This window comes from Bacillus stercoris (genome assembly GCF_029772985.1).
Taxonomy (GTDB): Bacteria; Bacillota; Bacilli; order Bacillales; family Bacillaceae; genus Bacillus; species Bacillus stercoris.
The window spans coordinates 2,809,892-2,830,774 of record NZ_CP121861.1; the positions used below are offsets into that span (position 1 = coordinate 2,809,892).

21 protein-coding genes are annotated in these 20,883 nt (G+C 41.9%); 9 read left to right on the top strand and 12 right to left on the bottom strand.

The features are described from left to right. Positions 1 to 132 precede the first annotated feature (132 nt). Complete coding sequence (gene speA, locus QA442_RS14580; protein ID WP_095431391.1) at positions 133 to 1,605, top strand: arginine decarboxylase; 1,473 nt, start codon at positions 133 to 135, stop codon at positions 1,603 to 1,605. Positions 1,606 to 1,643: 38 nt separating this feature from the next. Here speA and QA442_RS14585 read toward each other — a convergent pair whose 3' ends face one another. Further along, entirely contained in the window at positions 1,644 to 1,763 is a 120-nt protein-coding gene (locus QA442_RS14585; protein ID WP_003232305.1) for a GapA-binding peptide SR1P, read from the bottom strand. Positions 1,764 to 2,176: 413 nt separating this feature from the next. Between QA442_RS14585 and slp the strand changes: the two genes are divergently transcribed. Further along, on the top strand, positions 2,177 to 2,551 hold the full coding sequence (gene slp, locus QA442_RS14590; protein WP_040083253.1) for a peptidoglycan-associated lipoprotein Slp: 375 nt from the start codon (positions 2,177 to 2,179) through the stop codon (positions 2,549 to 2,551). 44 nt (positions 2,552 to 2,595) lie between these two features. On the opposite strand, the gene lpdA is transcribed toward slp, so the two are convergent. From lpdA to QA442_RS14615, 5 genes are all read right to left on the bottom strand, one after another. Beyond that, positions 2,596 to 4,008 (bottom strand): dihydrolipoyl dehydrogenase, encoded by a 1,413-nt coding sequence (lpdA, locus tag QA442_RS14595; protein WP_014663834.1) that lies wholly within the window; start codon positions 4,006 to 4,008, stop codon positions 2,596 to 2,598. 4 nt (positions 4,009 to 4,012) lie between these two features. After that, positions 4,013 to 5,341 carry a pyruvate dehydrogenase complex dihydrolipoyllysine-residue acetyltransferase gene (pdhC, locus tag QA442_RS14600; protein ID WP_095431392.1) on the bottom strand — a complete coding sequence of 443 codons (1,329 nt, stop codon included), beginning with the start codon at positions 5,339 to 5,341 and terminating at the stop codon, positions 4,013 to 4,015. Between the two features lie 112 nt (positions 5,342 to 5,453). Further along, positions 5,454 to 6,431 (bottom strand): pyruvate dehydrogenase complex E1 component subunit beta, encoded by a 978-nt coding sequence (pdhB, locus tag QA442_RS14605; protein WP_014113660.1) that lies wholly within the window; start codon positions 6,429 to 6,431, stop codon positions 5,454 to 5,456. Positions 6,432 to 6,434: 3 nt separating this feature from the next. Continuing rightward, complete coding sequence (pdhA, locus tag QA442_RS14610) at positions 6,435 to 7,550, bottom strand: pyruvate dehydrogenase (acetyl-transferring) E1 component subunit alpha (protein WP_003222294.1); 1,116 nt, start codon at positions 7,548 to 7,550, stop codon at positions 6,435 to 6,437. Between the two features lie 420 nt (positions 7,551 to 7,970). Next, positions 7,971 to 8,642 carry a YkyA family protein gene (locus tag QA442_RS14615; RefSeq protein WP_095431393.1) on the bottom strand — a complete coding sequence of 224 codons (672 nt, stop codon included), beginning with the start codon at positions 8,640 to 8,642 and terminating at the stop codon, positions 7,971 to 7,973. Positions 8,643 to 8,852: 210 nt separating this feature from the next. Here QA442_RS14615 and QA442_RS14620 point away from each other — a divergent pair, with 210 nt between their 5' ends. Then, positions 8,853 to 9,011: a YjcZ family sporulation protein gene (locus tag QA442_RS14620; protein ID WP_014663830.1), complete on the top strand. Its 159-nt coding sequence runs from the start codon at positions 8,853 to 8,855 to the stop codon at positions 9,009 to 9,011. A gap of 107 nt (positions 9,012 to 9,118) precedes the next feature. Next, positions 9,119 to 9,673, top strand: coding sequence for a peptide deformylase (gene def / locus QA442_RS14625; protein WP_069149536.1), 555 nt, complete (start codon positions 9,119 to 9,121; stop codon positions 9,671 to 9,673). 35 nt (positions 9,674 to 9,708) lie between these two features. Here def and QA442_RS14630 read toward each other — a convergent pair whose 3' ends face one another. Beyond that, complete coding sequence (locus QA442_RS14630) at positions 9,709 to 10,482, bottom strand: Cof-type HAD-IIB family hydrolase (protein ID WP_095431394.1); 774 nt, start codon at positions 10,480 to 10,482, stop codon at positions 9,709 to 9,711. Between the two features lie 385 nt (positions 10,483 to 10,867). Between QA442_RS14630 and rnpZA the strand changes: the two genes are divergently transcribed. After that, positions 10,868 to 11,077, top strand: a complete 210-nt coding sequence (gene rnpZA, locus QA442_RS14635) for an RNA polymerase subunit omega 1 (RefSeq protein WP_003222303.1) — start codon at positions 10,868 to 10,870, stop codon at positions 11,075 to 11,077. A gap of 5 nt (positions 11,078 to 11,082) precedes the next feature. Beyond that, entirely contained in the window at positions 11,083 to 12,750 is a 1,668-nt protein-coding gene (gene rnjA / locus QA442_RS14640) for a ribonuclease J1 (protein WP_003245660.1), read from the top strand. 34 nt (positions 12,751 to 12,784) lie between these two features. On the opposite strand, the gene ade is transcribed toward rnjA, so the two are convergent. The 5 genes from ade to abhA form a co-directional block, all read right to left on the bottom strand. Further along, complete coding sequence (gene ade, locus QA442_RS14645) at positions 12,785 to 14,518, bottom strand: adenine deaminase (protein WP_095431395.1); 1,734 nt, start codon at positions 14,516 to 14,518, stop codon at positions 12,785 to 12,787. Positions 14,519 to 14,671: 153 nt separating this feature from the next. Then, the gene (ktrC, locus tag QA442_RS14650; protein WP_003222311.1) at positions 14,672 to 15,337 is read right to left on the bottom strand and encodes a Ktr system potassium transporter KtrC; all 666 of its coding nucleotides are present in this window, start codon (positions 15,335 to 15,337) and stop codon (positions 14,672 to 14,674) included. Between the two features lie 61 nt (positions 15,338 to 15,398). After that, on the bottom strand, positions 15,399 to 16,226 hold the full coding sequence (locus tag QA442_RS14655) for a gamma-glutamylcyclotransferase family protein (protein WP_095431396.1): 828 nt from the start codon (positions 16,224 to 16,226) through the stop codon (positions 15,399 to 15,401). A gap of 15 nt (positions 16,227 to 16,241) precedes the next feature. Then, entirely contained in the window at positions 16,242 to 17,528 is a 1,287-nt protein-coding gene (kinC, locus tag QA442_RS14660) for a two-component sensor histidine kinase KinC (protein ID WP_040083258.1), read from the bottom strand. Positions 17,529 to 17,718: 190 nt separating this feature from the next. Continuing rightward, positions 17,719 to 17,997 carry a transcriptional regulator AbhA gene (abhA, locus tag QA442_RS14665; protein ID WP_014663823.1) on the bottom strand — a complete coding sequence of 93 codons (279 nt, stop codon included), beginning with the start codon at positions 17,995 to 17,997 and terminating at the stop codon, positions 17,719 to 17,721. A gap of 282 nt (positions 17,998 to 18,279) precedes the next feature. Between abhA and mreBH the strand changes: the two genes are divergently transcribed. The 3 genes from mreBH (at position 18,280) to QA442_RS14680 (ending at position 20,865) form a co-directional block, all read left to right on the top strand. Further along, positions 18,280 to 19,287, top strand: coding sequence for a cell shape-determining protein MreBH (mreBH, locus tag QA442_RS14670; RefSeq protein WP_003245743.1), 1,008 nt, complete (start codon positions 18,280 to 18,282; stop codon positions 19,285 to 19,287). 100 nt (positions 19,288 to 19,387) lie between these two features. Further along, positions 19,388 to 19,522: a protein YkpC gene (locus tag QA442_RS14675; protein WP_003238865.1), complete on the top strand. Its 135-nt coding sequence runs from the start codon at positions 19,388 to 19,390 to the stop codon at positions 19,520 to 19,522. A gap of 110 nt (positions 19,523 to 19,632) precedes the next feature. Continuing rightward, positions 19,633 to 20,865, top strand: coding sequence for an aminopeptidase (locus QA442_RS14680; protein ID WP_279473283.1), 1,233 nt, complete (start codon positions 19,633 to 19,635; stop codon positions 20,863 to 20,865). Positions 20,866 to 20,883: the final 18 nt, after the last annotated feature.

Sequence of the window (20,883 nt, forward strand, 5' to 3'; positions counted from 1 at the left end):
ATCATAAATTGTTCTTTACATTCTTTCAAGTTCATAATATAATTCATTTGTTTTACGTCTAAAAAACGGTTGAGAAACTGATTTTAATACACACTATTATGCATAGGTATGATTACAAAGGTGGGAAAACAATTGTCGCAACATGAAACACCCTTATATACAGGACTGAAAAAGCATGCAAGCAGACAGCCTGTTCAATTCCACATTCCCGGCCATAAAAAAGGGGCAGGAATGGACCCGGAATTCAGACAATTCATCGGTGAAAACGCGTTAAGCATAGATTTAATTAATATTGAGCCATTAGACGATCTGCACGCGCCTAAAGGCATTATTAAACAAGCACAGGATCTTGCTGCTGAAGCATTTGGCGCGGATCACACATTTTTTTCTGTTCAAGGAACAAGCGGCGCCATTATGACAATGGTAATGGCTGTTTGCGGACCTGGCGATAAAATTATTATTCCAAGAAATGTTCATAAATCAATTATGACAGCTATTGTATTTTCCGGAGCGGTTCCAATTTTTATTCATCCTGAAATTGACAATGAATTGGGCATCTCGCACGGCATTACACTTGAATCTGCAAAACGGGCGCTTACCGAACATCCGGATGCAAAAGGGCTTCTCGTCATCAACCCGACATATTTCGGGGTTGCAGCCGACTTAAAAAGCATTGTAGAACTCGCTCATTCGTTTGATGTGCCAGTGCTTGTGGATGAAGCACACGGCGTTCACATTCACTTTCACGACGAATTGCCGCTATCGGCCATGCAGGCAGGAGCTGATATCGCAGCGACAAGTGTACACAAGCTGGGCGGATCACTCACGCAAAGTTCGATTTTAAACATGAGAGAGGGCCTTGTATCTAAAGACCGAGTGCAATCCATCCTGAGCATGCTGACAACGACGTCAACTTCTTACTTGCTTCTCGCTTCTTTGGACGTTGCCAGAAAACGCCTTGCAACAGAAGGCCGCAAGCTTGCTGAGGAGACACTCAAGCTTGCCGATCAGACGAGAGATCGCCTCAACCAGATTGGAGGCATTTATTGTGTCGGTTCTGAAATTCTTGGTTCGAAAGCAGCTTACAGCTACGATCCGACAAAATTGATTATCTCTGTGAAAAATCTTGGCCTGACAGGACATGACGTGGAAAAATGGCTTCGTGAATCCTTTAATATTGAGGTTGAGCTTTCTGACCTGTACAATATTTTGTGTATTTTCACTCCTGGTGACAGCCAAAATGATGCAGACCGGCTTGTAGAGGCTTTAACTGAGATCGCACAGCAAATGTCAGAAAAAGATGTCACACATCAGCAAACTGAGGTATTGCTTCCGGAAATACCTTTATTGGCAATGACTCCGCGTGATGCTTTCTATGCAAATACGGAAGTCATCCCATTGAAAGAAGCATCCGGACGGATTATCGCTGAATTTGTCATGGTATATCCGCCTGGTATTCCAATCTTCATTCCAGGAGAAATTATTACAGAAGAAAACATCAGCTACATTTTTAAAAACCTTGACGCAGGCCTTCCTGTTCAAGGACCCGAGGACTCGACTTTACATATGATCCGGGTCATCAAAGAGCAAAAAGCAATTCAATAAAAAATAAAAAGCATGCGGCTTAAAGCCGCATGCTATTATTACTCTTCATCAACAGGACATTGGCATTGTCCGCAGCATGTTCCGTATAATGTTGTCACTTTCTCATCTTCAAAGTAATGAATGGCTTCGTTGCAATCTTGACAAACAATCGTTCCCATCTCTTATTCCCCATTTCTTTGAAATTTGAAAACGCTTAATTTCTTTTGTTGTTATTATATTAATATGACACATTTGAAATGTCAACAATAAACTGTATAACACATTTAATTTTAATTCATCATATACATCGTGTTTTTTCATTTTTACAATTTCTTATTCATACAGCAGCTTTATCCGATATATATGCCGCAACACATAAGGTAATTTCACGTTTTCTTGAACTTTCATTAAAGAATGCAGCAATAAATTCAATATACCCCCAGGTTGCTATTTGAAACGATTGATATCATATGTAATCTCACTTTAAAAACGGTTTCAATTATATAACAATTAGGTAACAAGAAGCAGTTTAAGCCGCCTCTCGTGATAAACTAAAGCTAGTTAACTACTGTTTATACAGAGGAGAAGATAGATGCGATATCGCGCGGTATTCCCCATGCTGATAATAGTACTTGCTTTATCGGGCTGTACGCTTTCCACCATCAATCCGATGAAAAAAAGCCGGATTGACAACATTCATCATACACAAATCCTGTTTTTTTCTGATGAGAACCAAATAGACCAGGAAGCGCCTTATTACGACGCACTGCTTGATCTAGAAAAAGATTATCCCGAGCAAATAGATAAAATGAAGGTTTATGATAAAAAAGAAGGCTGGGAAGATGAGATTGAAACTGTCCCTACCCTTATGGTTGTTGATCAGCGCCATGTCGTGGTGAAAATCGAGGGATGTGTGAAAAAGAAAGAAGACATCATTAAACCATTACAGCACGTGCTGTCAAAATAAAAAAACAGCCCCGCTTTGAGCGAGGGCTGTTTTTGATGTTCAATTTATTTTACGATATGGATCGGACTTCCGATTGCCACTTCAGCTGCTTCCATTGTGATTTCGCCCAATGTTGGGTGAGCGTGAATTGTCATCGCGATATCTTCAGCAGTCATGCCGCCTTCGATCGCTAAGCTTAATTCAGAGATCATATCAGAAGCACTTGCTCCGGCGATTTGCGCACCGATCACAAGACCGTCCTCTTTACGAGTGATCAGCTTCATGAAGCCGTCTGTTTCGTTAAGAGAAAGCGCGCGGCCGTTTGCTGCAAATGGGAATTTAGCAGCAACAATGTCAAGACCTTCTTCTTTCGCCTGTGCTTCAGTGTAACCAACTGATGCAAGTTCAGGCTCAGAGAAAACAACCGCAGGAATACCAAGGTAATCGATTTCTGCAGGCTCTCCAGCGATAGCTTCTGCAGCGATTTTACCTTCGTAAGATGCTTTATGAGCAAGCGGCGGTCCTTCGATGATATCACCGATTGCATAAATGTTAGGTACGTTTGTGCGGCACTGTTTGTCAGTTTTCACGACACCGCGGTCTGTCATTTCAATACCGACTTGCTCAAGACCAAGCTCATCAGTGTTTGGACGGCGTCCTACTGTAATCAATACGTAATCAGCATCAACCGTTTTTTCTTCGCCTTTTACTTCGAAAGTAACTGTTACGCCGTCTGGTCTTTCTTCAACGCCTTTAGCCATCGCATTTGTATGGATTTCAACGTTTCCTTTTTTCTTCAGTCTGCGTGTAACAAGAGAACTCATTTGTTTTTCGAAGCCAGGAAGAATTTCTTCTCCGCCTTCAAGAATAACAAGCTCAGTACCGAAGTTAGCATACGCAGTTCCAAGCTCAGTACCGATGTATCCGCCACCGATAACAACAAGCTTTTTAGGAATTTCTTTAAGAGCTAAAGCGCCTGTTGAATTCAGGACACGCTCACTATATTTGAAGTTTGGCAATTCGATAGGACGAGAACCAGTAGCAATGATTGCGTTTTTGAACGTGTATGTTTGAGCAGAGTTCTCATCCATCACACGAACTGAATTGCTGTCTACAAAGTAAGCTTCACCTTTTACAACATCTACTTTGTTTCCTTTAAGAAGACCTGCTACACCGCCAGTAAGTTTGTTGACAACAGAAGCTTTCCATTCTTGAACTTTTGTGAAATCAACTGTTACGTTCTCAGCAGTGATTCCCATGTCATCAGAATGCTTTGCATTCTCATAACGGTGACCTGCGTTGATCAGCGCTTTTGAAGGGATACATCCAACGTTCAGACAAACGCCTCCAAGAGTTGCTTTTTCAACGACTGTTACTTTTTGTCCAAGCTGTGCAGCGCGGATGGCAGCTACATAGCCGCCAGGTCCCGCACCAATTACAAGAGTATCTGTTTCAATAGGGAAATCTCCTACTACCATAACATTACGCCTCCATTAAAATTAATTGTGGATCGTTCAGTAAACGCTTGATGTGATTTAATGCATTTTGCGCAGTTGCTCCGTCGATCATACGGTGGTCGAAGCTGAGAGAAAGAGCTAAGACTGGAGCTGCTACGATTTCGCCATCACGAACAATCGCTTTTTCTGCAATGCGTCCGATACCAAGAATCGCAACTTCTGGATGGTTGATAACCGGAGTGAACCATTGTCCGCCGGCAGAACCGATGTTTGTAATTGTGCAAGATGCGCCTTTCATTTCAGCTGGAGCAAGCTTGCCTTCACGAGCTTTTGTTGCAAGGCCATTGATTTCATCAGAAATTTCAAAGACAGATTTACGATCTGCATTTTTCACAACCGGTACAAGCAAGCCTTTTTCAGTGTCAGCAGCGATACCGATGTTGAAGTAATGTTTTTGGATAACTTCATCTGTTTTATCGTCAATTGACGTGTTTAAAACAGGGAATTTTTTCAGTGCAGATGTAAGAGCTTTTACAACGTAAGGCAAGTAAGTCAGCTTGATTCCTTGATCAGCAGCAACTTGTTTGAACTGTTTACGATGTGCAACAAGGTTTGTTACGTCCACTTCGTCCATTAACGTTACGTGAGGAGCAGTGTGCTTAGAGTTAACCATCGCTTTCGCAATTGCTTTACGGATACCGCTCATTTTTTCGCGTGTTTCTGGGAATTCGCCCTCAGGAGCTGGTGCAGCAGCCGGTTTAGCAGCTGTTTCTTGTGGTGCAGCCGTTTCTTGCGGCGCAGCTTCTTGCGCTCCTCCGTTTACAAAGCTGTCGATATCCTCTTTGACAACACGTCCGTTGTTGCCAGAACCAGTTACTTTACGGATGTCTACGCCTTTTTCACGAGCATATTTGCGTACAGAAGGCATAGCGATCACGCGTTTGTTCGGGTCAACTTCAGCTTGGTCTTGCTGTCCTGCACCAGTAGCTTTTGCAGGCTCTTTAGCTTGCTCTTCTTTCGCAACGTCTTGTCCAGCTTCTGCAGTTGACTGAACTTGTGCTTCAGTTTTCGCATCGTCAGACTCATCGCTGCCTTTAAATTGAAGATCTTCGTAACCAGGTGCATCAAACGTAATAATCGTTTGTCCAACAGTTGCAACCGTTCCCTCTTCAACTTTTAATTCTAATACTTTTCCTTTAACAGGTGAAGGAATTTCTACTACTGCTTTATCATTTTGGACTTCAGCCAGTACATCATCTTCGTCTACCTCGTCGTTAGGCTTGACAAACCATTTTACGATTTCGCCTTCGTGGATACCTTCCCCGATATCTGGAAGTTTAAATTCAAATGCCACAGTTCTCGACCTCCTAGTTTGATTAAGCAATTTTAAAGTTACATCGTAAGCATTGAAAACAGATATATAATAGAGGGAAAACGTCATCTTCCCTCTTGATTATGCAGTTTGATTAAAATTCAAGTACTTTTCTTGCTGTTTCAAGAACGTCTTTATGGTTTGGAAGCCATACGCTCTCAGCTTGAGAGAAAGGAAATACTGTATCAGGCGCAGCTACGCGAAGTACAGGTGCTTCCAAGCTCAAGATTGCACGGTCATTAATTTCTGCTACTACGTTTGCAGCAATACCGGCTTGTTTTTGCGCCTCTTGAACGACAATCGCGCGTCCTGTTTTTTCTACAGATGCGATGATTGTATCGATATCAAGCGGGCTTACAGTACGAAGGTCGACAACTTCAGCAGAAATGCCGTCTTTTTCAAGCTCCTCAGCAGCTTTTAATGATTCATGAACCATTGCGCCGTAAGTGATGATTGAAAGATCAGTACCCTCACGTTTCACGTCAGCTTTTCCAAGCTCAATTGTGTATTCTTCTTCAGGAACTTCCTGACGGAAAGAACGGTAAAGCTTCATGTGCTCTAAGAAAACAACAGGATCGTTGTCTCTGATCGCAGAAATTAAAAGTCCTTTGGCATCGTAAGGAGTTGATGGAATAACAACTTTGATACCAGGCTGTTGTGCAACAAGACCTTCTAAGCTGTCAGCGTGAAGTTCAGGCGTATGAACACCGCCGCCGAATGGAGAACGAATTGTTACAGGTGAAGTCCAGCGTCCGCCGGAACGGTAGCGCATACGAGCCATTTGGCCGGAAACTGAATCCATTACTTCGTAAACAAATCCGAAGAATTGGATTTCCATTACCGGACGGAAGCCGTTTAAGCCTAAACCAAGGGCAAGACCGCCGATACCAGATTCAGCAAGTGGCGTGTCAAACACACGGTCTTCACCGAATTCTTTTTGCAATCCTTCTGTCGCACGGAATACGCCGCCGTTTACACCAACGTCTTCTCCGAAAACTAAGACATTTTCGTCATTTTTCAGTTCTGTGCGTAACGCATCCGTGATTGCTTGAATCATTGTCATTTGCGCCATGGCTTACTTCGACTCCTTCTGTGTATAAATTTCAAATTGCTCCTCAAGATTGTGAGGCATTTTTTCGTACATGATTTTCATTAAATCAGTTACTTTTTGCTTCGGTTCAGCATCAGCTTTTTTGATCGCTTGCTTAATTTCTTCTTTCGCATCCTCAATTACTTTTGCTTCTTCTTCTTCAGACCATAAGCCTTTGTTTTCAAGGAACGCACGGAAGCGTACAAGCGGATCTTTTTGCTCCCACTCATTTTCGATTTCTTTTGTACGATATTTAGTAGGATCGTCACCAGCCATTGTGTGCGGGCCATAACGGAATGTAAGTGTTTCAATTAGTGTCGGACCTTCGCCGTTGATTGCGCGCTCGCGTGCTTCAGCAGTTGCTGCGTATACAGCAAGCGGATCCATTCCGTCTACTTGTACGCCAACAATACCGGCAGCTACAGCTTTTTGTGCAATTGTTTCAGCTGCAGATTGTTTTTCAACAGGAGTTGAAATCGCGTAACGGTTGTTTTGTACCACGAAGATTGCAGGTGCTTTATAAGCGCCGGCAAAGTTAATTCCTTCGTAGAAGTCCCCTTGAGAAGCTCCGCCGTCACCAGTGTAAGTGATTGCGACAGCTTTCTTACCGCGTTTTTTAAGACCTAGCGCAACACCGGCAGTTTGAATGTATTGAGCACCGATAATGATTTGTGGAGAAAGGGCATTCACATCATCAGGCATTTGGTTTCCTCTGAAATGTCCGCGAGAGAAAAGAAACGCTTGATATAATGGAAGGCCGTGCCAAATTAACTGAGGCACATCACGGTATCCAGGAAGAACAAAGTCTTCTTTTTCAAGCGCGAAATGCGTTGCAATCTGAGAAGCTTCTTGACCCGCAGTAGGAGCGTAAAATCCGAGACGTCCTTGACGGTTTAATGAGATAGAGCGCTGATCAAGCACACGCGTAAATACCATGCGGCGCATGAGCTCTTTTAATTGATCATCAGTTAAATCAGGCATCGCCGCTTCATTCACGACTTCTCCCTTTTCATTTAAAATTTGGAACGTTTCGAACTGCTTTTTAATGGCATCAAATTGCTTCTTACTGTCAACGATAGCTTTTTTCGTTTTTGCAGCCATACTAAGTCACCTCTTCCTTTCTTTTAAACAGTCATTAGACGTGCATTCCTTTATACATACAAACTTAGGGTACCCTAAAGTATCAGCAGTAAGTCGTATATATTTTAGCCGATCCCCAGTTTGCCAAAACCTTTTATGTAGGATAGTTACACTCTGCTTTGAACTGTATTATTTCGAAGTTGTAAAAAACTAATACAACACCGCTTAACATGGATTAGTTTACACCAAATAAAGAAGAGCCGTCAATCGTTTTCATCGCTGATTTTCAATAAATGTATTCGCTTTACATTTTCATTGAAAAAACAGATGTCAACTGCACCCAAAACTGTACTAGTATACCTCTCTATACTGTACTACAATAGAAATGAAAATTTTGAACAAAATCCGCATCGCATTTATTTAAAAAAAGAGCTGATCGAGTCAGCTCTTTTTCACATGATAGCCTGCAGCATCATATAAATCTTCACGGGCTTTATTATATTTTTGCGTTTGCACATTAAATTCTCCGTTATATTTATGGATCTTTTCATAAGAAGCATTGACTTTATCGATCTGCTGATCCAGATCATCTCTTGTCAAGTCTTTGTTTTTTAGCTGCATATACAGCTTTTTATTAAGCTTAAGCGCTTTTTGATACTCTTCATACATGGAGCCATATGATGTATACCTTTTCTCCATGTGGTTTGCTGCGGCATAGGCCTTTTCTTTTATGTCTTTTTCCTTAATATGTTCTGCTGACGTTTTTGCTTCTTCAAATTCTGATTCCGATTTTTTCAAGCTGTCATTTTCAAGCTTCAGATGTTCTTCGCGCTTGCTGACGTTTTCAAGCGCCTCATTAGATAAAGCTACAATTTTTTTATAATCATCCATATTGAGCTTCATCACACTATCGTAAAGCTGATTTTCTTTTGCCTCTAACTCTTTGAGTGTTTTTTGTTCTTCTTGAAACGGTTTTTCCGACTCTGCGGCTTTTTCTAATGAATGATGAAGTGAATCAACCGGGTCCTGCTCCATGCATCCTGTTAATATCAGTAGCATAGAACAAAAAGCTCCAATCATTATTACAGGCCGCCGTTTTATTGCGTCTATCACGTTGAATCCCCCAATCTTGACAATTTCTACTATAGAATCCATGGGGACATTTGGCAATAGCTGTGCTGTATAAATGCATACTGATTTAAATCAAAAAGTGAAAAATCAGGACAGATGACCATACAACTTTTTAGTTTTTACATAGGTTATAGTAGACGCTATGCCTACTTAATAAGGCTCTGGCGTAATTAAAAGAGGAGGTTATGTAATATGTATGGATATGGTTTCGGCGGAGGCTGCTGCGGTTATGGTGGTTACGGATATGGTGGCTACGGATATGGCTACGGCCGCACCTTTGCGCTAATCGTTGTTTTATTCATTCTGTTAATCATTGTCGGAGCTGCTTATTTAGGCGGAGGCTGTTGCTAACCACACAGCATGAACTTGACCAGCCATATACGGCTGGTCATTCGTTCGTTGCACCTTTGTGAAGAAATCCGATATAATTTACATATTAAGCTTTAGGAGTGAGTTTCTTGATTACTATGGAAAACATCGTACGTGACGGCCATCCAGCCCTCAGAGAGACTGCAGAACCAGTTGAGCTGCCTCCAACTGATGCAGAAAAACAGCAGCTGGCCGACATGATCGAATTTGTTAAAAACAGCCAAAATCCGGAATTAGCCGAAAAATACAAGCTGCGCCCTGGCGTAGGACTCGCAGCTCCTCAAATTAATATCAAAAAACGAATGATCGCCGTTCATGCGGAAGATGCTTCCGGCAAGTTGTACAGTTATGCACTGTTTAATCCTAAGATCGTCAGCCATTCAGTTGAAAAAAGCTACTTAACAAGCGGCGAGGGCTGCCTGTCTGTGGATGAAGCGATTCCCGGTTATGTTCCCCGCTATGCTCGCATCAGAGTAAAAGGAACAACACTAGAAGGCGAAAACATTGATATTCGTCTAAAAGGGTTTCCGGCTATTGTGTTTCAGCATGAGATCGATCATTTGAACGGCGTTATGTTCTATGATCATATTGATAAGGAAAATCCTTTTCAAGAGCCTGAAAATGCAATCGCAATTGAACGCTAAAAGAAAAAACGGCTGGCACAATGCCAGCCGTTTCTTTATTTTAAAAGGCCCAATTCTTTGACAGCGTATGCAATTCCATCCTCATCCACCGGCTTTGTTACAAAGTCCGCGATTTCCTTCAATTCAGGAACAGCATTTCCCATAGCAACGCCTGTTCCAACATATTCAATCATTTGCAGATCATTTAATCCGTCGCCGAAAGCATATGTATCTCCGACATCAAACGGAAGACGCTCGATGACTTTTTTGATCCCTTCTGCCTTCGAACCTCCGTGAGGCAAAACATCAGTCGATAGCTCATGCCAGCGCACTAGATCAAACTCAGGAAAAGCGGCATAAGCTTTTTCTTCTTCATCCTGACAGAATAAAAGAAGCTGAAAAATTTCTTTTCCTTCATAAAAAAGGTCATCGGTCTCCGGATAATCGGTTTTAAGGCTGCCGATTCCCTCGAGAATATGAGGGTGATCCGCAACAGTGGCTTTCATCGTGTCTTCAGCCATAAACACAACAGGATGTTTGTCTTTCCCCGCCTGTTTTAATAATCGTCTGATTGCATCTTCAGACAGCGGATTTTTATAAATCACTTGATTTTCAAAGACAACATACTGTCCATTGTAGGAAATAAATGAGTTGATCCCAAGCTCCTCCAAAATCGGCTTAACCATAAACGGCGACCGGCCGCTGGCAATAAACACATGATGCCCTTGGCGCTGCAGCTCCGCCACGGTTTTTCTCGTACTTTCCGGTATATTCTTATCATGATCATATAACGTGCCGTCAATATCAAAAAAGATTAATTTTGAATCCATCGCAACTTCCCCTTTATCGTCTAGTTCTGCAATTCCCACCCTCATCATACAAAAAGTTTGTCATTCAGCAAACAATTTCGTTCAAAAATCATATTAAATTCCATTAATAACCACGAAAAGTCTTCCTTAATCTCCGTATACTATTAGTATAAAAGAACTCTGGGACAAATTTTTTATTAAAGGAGGGACTGGCTAATGCTGCGTAAATTAAGAAAGAAACTCAGAAGACAATGGAACGGAATGCTCCGCAAGAAAGCCATTGCCTGACAAGGGATCTTTCACTTTTTGAGAGGTCCTTATTTTGCTCAAGGCTTTCCTTATATTCCGTTTTCGAATATAATAGAATGAGCGAGTCTAACATACGGCATTTAAGGAGAGATTTGGAATGATTTATAAGGTATTTTATCAAGAAAAGGCTGACGAAGTACCTGTACGGGAAAAGACAGATTCACTTTATATTGAAGGCGTATCTGAGCGTGACGTCAGAACAAAGCTGAAAGAAAAGAAATTTAATATTGAGTTTATTACACCTGTGGATGGTGCATTCTTAGAATATGAACAACAGAGCGAAAATTTTAAAGTATTGGAGTTATGAGCGGTATGAAATTTGTAAAAAATGATCAGACTGCTGTTTTCGCCCTCGGAGGTTTGGGCGAAATCGGTAAAAATACGTACGCGGTGCAATTCCAAGATGAAATTGTGCTGATTGATGCGGGGATCAAGTTTCCCGAGGACGAACTGCTCGGAATTGACTACGTTATCCCTGATTATACGTATTTAGTCAAAAACGAAGATAAAATTAAAGGGCTTTTTATCACCCACGGTCACGAAGACCACATCGGCGGTATTCCATATCTGCTCAGACAAGTGAATATTCCTGTATACGGCGGAAAACTCGCGATCGGCTTACTTCGGAATAAACTTGAAGAGCATGGATTATTAAGACAAACGAAACTAAACATTATCGGCGAGGATGATATCGTAAAGTTCCGCAAAACGGCCGTGTCATTCTTTAGAACGACACACAGTATTCCAGATTCCTACGGCATTGTTGTAAAAACGCCACCTGGAAACATCGTACATACTGGGGATTTCAAATTCGACTTTACTCCAGTCGGAGAGCCAGCAAACTTAACGAAAATGGCCGAAATCGGAAAAGAAGGCGTTTTATGCCTTCTTTCAGACAGCACAAACAGTGAAAACCCTGAGTTCACCATGTCTGAGCGCCGTGTAGGAGAAAGCATTCATGACATTTTCCGCAAGGTGGACGGCCGAATTATCTTCGCTACATTTGCGTCGAATATTCACCGCTTGCAGCAGGTAATCGAGGCTGCTGTACAAAATGGAAGAAAAGTTGCCGTATTTGGACGCAGTATGGAATCGGCTATCGAAATTGGACAGACACTCGGTTATATTAACTGTCCTAAAAATACGTTTATTGAGCATAACGAAATCAATCGTATGCCTGCTAATAAAGTAACGATTTTATGTACAGGAAGCCAAGGGGAACCAATGGCGGCGTTATCAAGAATTGCAAATGGCACACACCGCCAAATTTCAATCAATCCTGGAGATACAGTCGTATTTTCTTCATCCCCTATCCCAGGCAACACAATCAGTGTGAGTCGGACGATCAACCAGCTGTATCGTGCGGGTGCTGAGGTTATTCACGGCCCTCTTAACGATATCCATACATCTGGTCACGGCGGGCAGGAAGAACAGAAGCTGATGCTTCGTTTAATCAAGCCTAAATTCTTCATGCCGATTCACGGTGAGTACAGAATGCAAAAGATGCATGTCAAGCTTGCAACAGATTGCGGCATCCCAGAGGAAAACTGCTTTATCATGGATAACGGTGAAGTATTAGCGCTTAAAGGCGATGAGGCTTCGGTTGCAGGAAAAATCCCGTCCGGTTCAGTATACATTGACGGAAGCGGTATCGGTGATATTGGCAATATCGTACTTCGTGATCGCAGAATTCTCTCTGAAGAAGGCCTTGTCATCGTTGTTGTCAGCATTGACATGGACGACTTCAAGATTTCAGCGGGTCCTGATTTGATTTCCAGAGGATTTGTATACATGAGAGAATCTGGCGACTTGATCAACGACGCTCAAGAGCTCATTTCAAATCACTTACAAAAAGTCATGGAACGCAAAACGACTCAATGGTCTGAAATCAAAAACGAGATTACAGACACTCTTGCACCTTTCTTGTACGAAAAAACAAAGCGCCGTCCGATGATCCTGCCGATCATTATGGAGGTTTGAAAAAAAGATGCACTCACTTAGGAGTGCATCTTTTTTATTGCAGTGATATATGTTGAAATGATTTTACATCAAATAATCCTGTTGTCGTCATTTTGATATCAGGAATAACAGGCAAAGCTAAAAACGACAATGTCAAAAATGGATTAAATCCGCCTGTGAAACCGACTAACGACAATTGATCATGCAGCGTCAGCAAGCTTTGATTCACTTGCTCCGCGGTTTGGTCGGATAATAACCCTGCAATCGGCAGCGGTACTGAATGGAGCTCTTCCCCATTTTTTATAATCGTTAATCCTCCGCCAATTTCCTGCAGCTTATTTACTGCCGCCGCAATATCCTCATCATTCGTTCCGACGGCAATAATATTATGGGAGTCGTGTGAAATGGTTGTGGCGATCGCTCCGCTCTTGAATCCAAATCCTTTCACAACTCCGAGCCCGATTTCTTTTAATCCTTTATGCCGCTCAACAACTGCAATCTTTAACAAATCGAGCTCAGTGTCAGACTCAAAGTTGCGGGCACCAGAAGCCGGAACATGTACTAATCGTGTTTCAAGCTGGTTTGGAATGATTTGAATGACATTGAGCTGCTGCTCTGAATCAATTGGCATAAGAAAATCCTGTTTGTTAAGAGGAGCAGCAAGCTTAACTGAATCAAGCAGTGCCGGTTCTGATGCTGCAGTTGAAGCATGCTCCTGATAGACTGCTTTGCTGTCTTCAGCAACAGTCTGTCCTTTTATCATCGTCCTTGTGACAATGACATTTTCCAGATCAGATACAAAGAGCAAGTCAGCGTCAAAACCCGGGGCAATCGCTCCCTTTGTATCTAGTCCGTAGCATTCGGCTGCATTGAGGCTTCCTAATTGATAAGCTATAAACGGATCAAGTCCGGCTTGAATCGCCATTTTCACCTGATGATTCACACTTCCCTCTGACAGCAAATCATCCACATGCTTATCATCTGTACAGAAAAAGAAACGGCGTGCGTTCTTTTCATTCACCGCCGGCAGCACATTGAGAGTATTTTTTGCGACTGAACCCTCACGCATCATGACATACATGCCCCTTCTGATACGATCAAGAGCTTCTTCCTTCGATGTTACTTCATGATCGTTTGAAACAAATGCGGTTCTATAAATGTTAATGAGGTCTGTTGATAAACCAGCTAAATGGCCGTCTATCCGTTTTCCTGCAACACGTGCATCAAGCAGTTTCTGAACCATATCTTCTTCAGCCTGCTGAACCGACACATAATCCATAACTTCAGCCAGCCCTAATACTTCTTCTTCTTCATAAAAAGGCTTGAGATTGGCAGCTTTGAGAATTGCGCCTGATCGCTCAAAACTTGCGGCAGGCACACTGGAAGGAAGCATGAAATAAATGTTCAGCGGTGTATGCCGAGATTGTTCAAGCATAAACGCAATCCCTTTTTCCCCAGACACATTCGCGATCTCATGCGGGTCTGTAACAACGGTCGTCACGCCATGAGGCAATACTGCTTTAGCAAACTCTATCGGTGTAACCATTGATGACTCAATATGTACATGCCCATCAATAAAACCCGGGACAATCATTTGTCCCTCTGCATCAATGACATTTTCGCCTTCATAGTCGCCAAGGCCTACAATAACCCCGTCTGTAATCGCAATATCTTCATATATCCACTCTTGATTATATACGTCCATCATTTTTCCGTTCTTAATGACGATATCAGCTTTTTGTCTTCGGGCTGAAGCATTCAGCCTATTGACTAGCGCTTCTTTATTCAAATAGGCCCCTCCTCTTTTTTATTATATGGTACAATATGCTATCGGATCGCCTATGCTTAGTCAATAAAATGTTAAGAAATTGACGCTCGGGTCATTAAAGTTGTTATATTCTGATAATATTAAAACCGCCCTCTGTGGACGGTTTTTTTACTGCTATTTTGTATGAAGAACTCTTTTTTCAAAACGGGAGATGTCTGTGACTGACCCAATAACAATAAGTATATCTTCTTGGTGGATGACTTCGGTTGCAAGCGGTGATACGATGACTTCCTTGCCCCTTTTAATGGCTACAATGTTAATACCGTATTTTGCACGTATATCTAAATCAAGAAGTGTATTTCCAGCCAGGCGGCTGTTAGCTACTATTTCAACAAGACTATGCTCTTCAGACAGCTCCAAATAGTCAAGTACATTGTTGGACACGATATTATGTGCAATTCTTTTTGCCATATCGCGTTCCGGGTGTACAATGTGATCCGCACCGATTTTAGACAGCACTTTTTCGTGATAATCGTTCTGTGCTTTAACTGTAATCGTATGAACGCCGAGTTCTTTCAGAATGAGTGTTGTTAAAATACTCGCTTGAATATTTTCCCCGATGGCTACAATCACGTGGTCAAAATTTCGCAGGCCTAAATTTTTCAGGACAGATTCGTCTGTTGAATCACCGATAACGGCGTGAGATGCTATCTTGGCATACTCGTTGACTTTATCTTCATCGATATCCATTGCCATAACCTCGACGCCTTCTTCGCTTAATGCTTTGCAAATACTGCCGCCAAAACGGCCCAGCCCAATTACCGCAAATTCTTTTTTCATAGTGGTGCTCCTTTTATAACATCATATTGATCAAATTTTATCATAATCTTTTGTTACAGTGTTATCCTTTTGGCAGCGAATTCATATGCTGCTTAAGCTTTTCAGTAAATTCAGGCGACAAATACAGCTCCGCCCCGCGTGCAATTTCAATCTGATAGTGCTGAGGCGGAGCAGTTTCCGCTTCTTTTTTGAGGACGAGAAAGGTTAAGCAGTCTGTATAGTGCCTTCCGCCTGCTTCAACGTCCACAAATGCCGGCCGATACGTAAGTGATTCAACGCCCTCTCTTTTATATAGATAGGAGAGAGCAGAATAAGGGATCCGATATAAAACGCCTTCTGTTATTCCTCCGTCTTCCAGCATATCCGCTCTTGAGCCGTCTTCCCTTTTTAACGTAAAGCGGGTTGTGTATCCTTTTAAAACAGCTCTTCCCACTGGATCTTGAAAATAGTGACTGACTCCCGCCTTTTGAAAGCGGGCATGATCCATGCATGATCCATAGGCAAAATAATAAACGGGATTTTTCGATTTGCTGATCATCTGATGTTCTTTCCAGTCGCCAATGCTTATTTTCGTAAAACCGGCACACTCGTCTTTGTTCATAAAATAAATAAGCGCATTTTTAATTCCGACATCGGTTTCTATAAACACCATTTGTTTATGATATCCTTGAAAAAATTGATCAAGCTTATGTATACACAATTCGTCTGCTTCATATACTTCGCCGTATATATAGCCTTCACCATTTAAAACGGCTGCGGGCCTCTCTTTGGCAGCAAACATACTTCCCTTTGTTCTGGCCTGCTCATTGATACATGCCGATTGCGCCAGCATATGATGGTTTTTTTCATGCTTTCTTAGTGTCCCGTATACAAAAAGAAGCGAGTTCATTTTATTTTTCTCCTCTCAGCTGTCTGATTTTAAAGGCAAAACCACTTGAAAGACGCTGCCTTTTCCAGCTTCGCTTTCGATTTTCAATTCCCCGTCATGTTCCTTCAAGATTCTCAAACAAATGGGAAGTCCCAATCCGGTACCCTTTTCTTTTGTGGAATAAAAAGGTTTGCCAATCTGCTTCAGTTTTTCCTGCGGCATACCGCTTCCTTCATCCTTTACGCTTATCACTGCATGAGAGGCGGTTTTTGCAGTTGAAATGGTTACGACACCGCCCTGTGGCATTGCCTCAATTCCGTTTTTAATGATATTGATAAAAACCTGCTTTAGCTGATTTTCGTCCCCGTTAATCATACAGCCATCTGTCTCTTTGAAATGTTTCTCTATGACGATATTGGACAGAATAGCATTGGTATCAAGCAATGTCGTGACTTGTTTCAAAATCTCATTAAGCTGGTGCGTTTTGAATGTAATCGCCTGCGGTTTTGCAAGCAGCAACAGCTCGCTGAGAACTAAATCGATTCTTTTAATCTCTGAAAAGATGATGTCAAAATAGTCTTTTCTGTCCGGATATTGTGTTTTCATAATCTGGAGGAAACCGCTGACAGATGTTAAAGGGTTTCTGACCTCATGAGCAATACCGGCGGCAAGTTCACTTGTGATTGATAGTTTCTGGGATTCCCTCGCCAGCCGTTCATTAATCTCAATGAGCTCATCTTCAGCCTCTTTCCGCTCCGTGATATCTGACATTGTACCCAGGCTGCCTGTAAATTGGTCATCCCGGTCATAGTAAAGTTTATAATGGACTTCTCCCCAAAAAATCGTGCCGTTCTTTGTCACGTATTTTGCCGTAAACATGCCAGAAGACGCCTTGTTTTGGATTTGTGTGTTAATGTGGTCCGCTACGTGCTTTTCTTTTATGAAGTAGTCATTATACATCGTTCCCATACATTCACTGATTGAAAAGCCGGTTATTGATGCCCACGCTTGGTTTAAATATGTAATTTCGCCTTTTGCATTCGTTTGAAATACGATTTCCTGCAAATTATCCATGATACGGTTTTTTTCTTCAGAAAGCTGCTTATACTTCCATTCGTTATCCTTCATTTTCTTAACCAGCTGCTGTTTCTCATCAATATAATAAGCCAGCATCCAGACACTCACCAGCGTGACTGCAGTATACACAATATCAACAGGCCAATTAATCGGGTTTTTGCCTATAAAATAAAATAAATAATCCCAAAACATTATAAAAATCATTGCCAAAATGATGGAAATGATACGAGCTTGATATTTTCTCATATGACCACCTGCCGCTTGTGTTTCTCTACTTATTGTACCATTCTTCGACAAATAATTGAGTAAAATATGTAAAGTATCCCAAATCATTCATTACCAAATATTCTTGATGTCTTATCTTAGGCGGCGGTAATCAAAAATTGGCACGCAAAAAAGGCGGAGATGATACCGCTCCGCCTTTTTCAACATAATTTTATTCTTTTAAAGCGGCTTGAATTTCTTCGAGAAGCAGCTGTGCACCCTCAGGGCTTAGCGTAATTTTGCCGTTGCCGTAATCTTTATTTTCTGAAGTGATTTCTCCAGTCATTAAACAAACGCCATGAGGTTTGTACTTTTTCAAGATAATTTTATCTCCGTCAACAAAAAACTCAATGCTGTCTTTTATGGCAATATCCAGTGCCCGTCTTAACTCTATCGGCATAACAATGCGGCCTAATTCATCTACTTTTCTCACAACACCTATTGATTTCATAAAAACCCTTCTTCCTTTAAATGTTTCTTTTCTCATGTAATGTTTAAGGATGCACCTCAATATATCGTAGACGAATGAAACTCAAAAAAAGTTTCCCGCTTTCTATAAGAATCACAAGATATTTTTTCCATAAAACCGAAAAATGTATTACTTCTGTTACACAGCTCCTTGATTTTTTACAAAAACATTTCTTTACCGACACACACCCCCAAAAATCGCAGTATTTCTGAGAAACTTTAAATGTAGAATCATATTAAATTAGGATAGAGATTGGGTGAAAACATGTTTCAATCAACTGAAATTGGGATTGACTTAGGAACAGCTAATATACTTGTTTACAGCAAAAATAAAGGGATTATCCTAAATGAACCATCTGTTGTCGCAGTGGATACAACGACAAAAGCAGTGCTTGCAATCGGAGCTGACGCCAAAAACATGATCGGTAAAACACCGGGAAAAATTGTCGCTGTCAGACCGATGAAAGATGGCGTGATCGCAGACTATGATATGACAACTGATCTGCTAAAGCACATTATGAAAAAAGCCGCAAAAAGCATCGGCATGTCGTTCAGAAAGCCGAACGTAGTCGTTTGCACACCGTCAGGCTCAACAGCGGTAGAGCGCCGTGCCATCAGTGATGCGGTGAAAAATTGCGGCGCGAAAAACGTTCATTTAATCGAAGAGCCAGTAGCAGCCGCCATCGGAGCGGATTTACCGGTTGACGAGCCGGTTGCCAATGTGGTCGTAGATATCGGCGGAGGGACGACAGAAGTCGCTATCATTTCCTTCGGTGGCGTTGTTTCCTGCCATTCTATTAGAATCGGAGGAGACCAGCTTGATGAGGATATCGTTTCTTTCGTCCGGAAAAAATACAATTTACTGATCGGCGAACGCACGGCTGAGCAGGTAAAAATGGAAATCGGCCATGCTCTGATTGAACATATACCTGAGGCAATGGAAATTCGGGGACGCGACCTCGTGACAGGCCTTCCAAAAACCATTATGCTTCAATCCAACGAAATTCAAGATGCAATGCGCGAATCTCTCCTGCATATTCTTGAAGCCATCAGAGCGACACTTGAGGACTGCCCGCCTGAATTAAGCGGAGATATTGTCGACCGCGGCGTTATTTTAACAGGAGGCGGCGCGCTTCTTAATGGAATTAAAGAATGGCTTACAGAAGAGATTGTCGTGCCTGTACACGTGGCGCAAAACCCGCTTGAATCTGTAGCAATCGGCACAGGCCGTTCTTTAGAAGTGATTGATAAGCTGCAAAAGGCAATTAAATAGTCTGCCCTTGCATAAATCTCACACGCGGCAAATTTCTTGCTTCTTTTTTCCTCACTTCCTTCATATTGTGGGAAATGGAGAAACGTTAAGGAGGAAACCGATGCTAAGAGATTTAGGAAGAAGAGTAGCGATCGCAGCCATTTTAAGCGGAATTATTCTTGGGGGCATGAGCATTTCTTTGGCAAATATGCCCCATTCGCCTGCAGGCGGCACTGTAAAACTGAATCATCCATAGTATTGAAAAACCCAAGACATGTCGTTTTGGGTTTTTCACTTTGGCCTCCTTCTTTCCTTTATAGGATCATATTTGATATGATGAGAAAAAAGCTTGAGGAGGAATGGTTTATGGATTCATTTTCACAGAAGTTAAATACATATGCACAACTGGCAGTAGAAGTCGGTGTAAATGTCCAAAAAGGCCAGCATGTAGTCGTAAATGCTTCAACAGACGTCCGGGATTTTGTCCGCTTAATTGTAAAACACGCATATGAAAAGGGTGCAAAAAACGTCACAGTGAATTGGCAGGATGACGAAGTCGCCAAATTAAAATACGAGCTTGCGCCGTTTGAGGCATTTGAAGAATATCCTGAATGGGAAGCAAAAGGCAGAGAAGAGCTTGCCAAAAATGGAGCTGCTTTCATTTCTGTTGTGTCGTCAAACCCAGACTTGCTAAAGGGTGTAGATTCCAAACGGATTGCGGCATTCCAAAAAGCAGCAGGCAAAGCATTACATACATACAGACAATATATTCAATCAGACAAAGTCAGCTGGACTGTCGTAGGTGCGGCATCAGAGGGCTGGGCTCAGAAGGTGTTTCCTGGAAAATCAAAGGAGGAAGCCATTCACCTTCTGTGGGAAGAAATTTTTAAAGCGACGCGCGTAAACGAAGACAATCCAGTTCAGGCGTGGATCAAGCATGACCAAAATCTTCATGAAAAAGTTGATCATTTGAACGAGAGACATTACGCTGCCTTACATTATCAAGCAGAAGGAACTGATTTAACAATTAAGCTGCCTAGAAAGCATGTTTGGGCAGGTGCAGGAAGCGTGAATGAAAGCGGCCATGAATTTATGGCTAATATGCCGACAGAAGAAGTATTCACGCTGCCTCAAAAAGACGGGGTTGACGGAGTAGTATCAAGCACAAAACCATTAAGCTACGGCGGAAATATTATTGAAAATTTCACTCTCACGTTTAAAAATGGCCGTATAATCGACATTAAAGCTGAAAAAGGTGAAGACATTTTAAAAGAACTGGTGGAAGCAGATGAAGGTTCTCACTATTTAGGTGAAGTGGCACTTGTTCCTTACGATTCGCCTATATCACAATCAAACATTCTTTTCTATAACACGTTGTTTGATGAAAACGCGTCAAATCATTTGGCGATCGGAAGCGCCTATGCCTTTAATATTGAAGGCGGAAAGCAGATGTCTCGTGAAGAGCTTGTCAAAGAAGGCTTAAATGAAAGCATTACACACGTCGACTTTATGATCGGTTCAAAGGATATGAATATTGACGGAATTACGGATGATGGAAAAAGAGAACCTATTTTCCGAAACGGAAATTGGGCTTTTTAAATAAATAAAAGGAGGCTT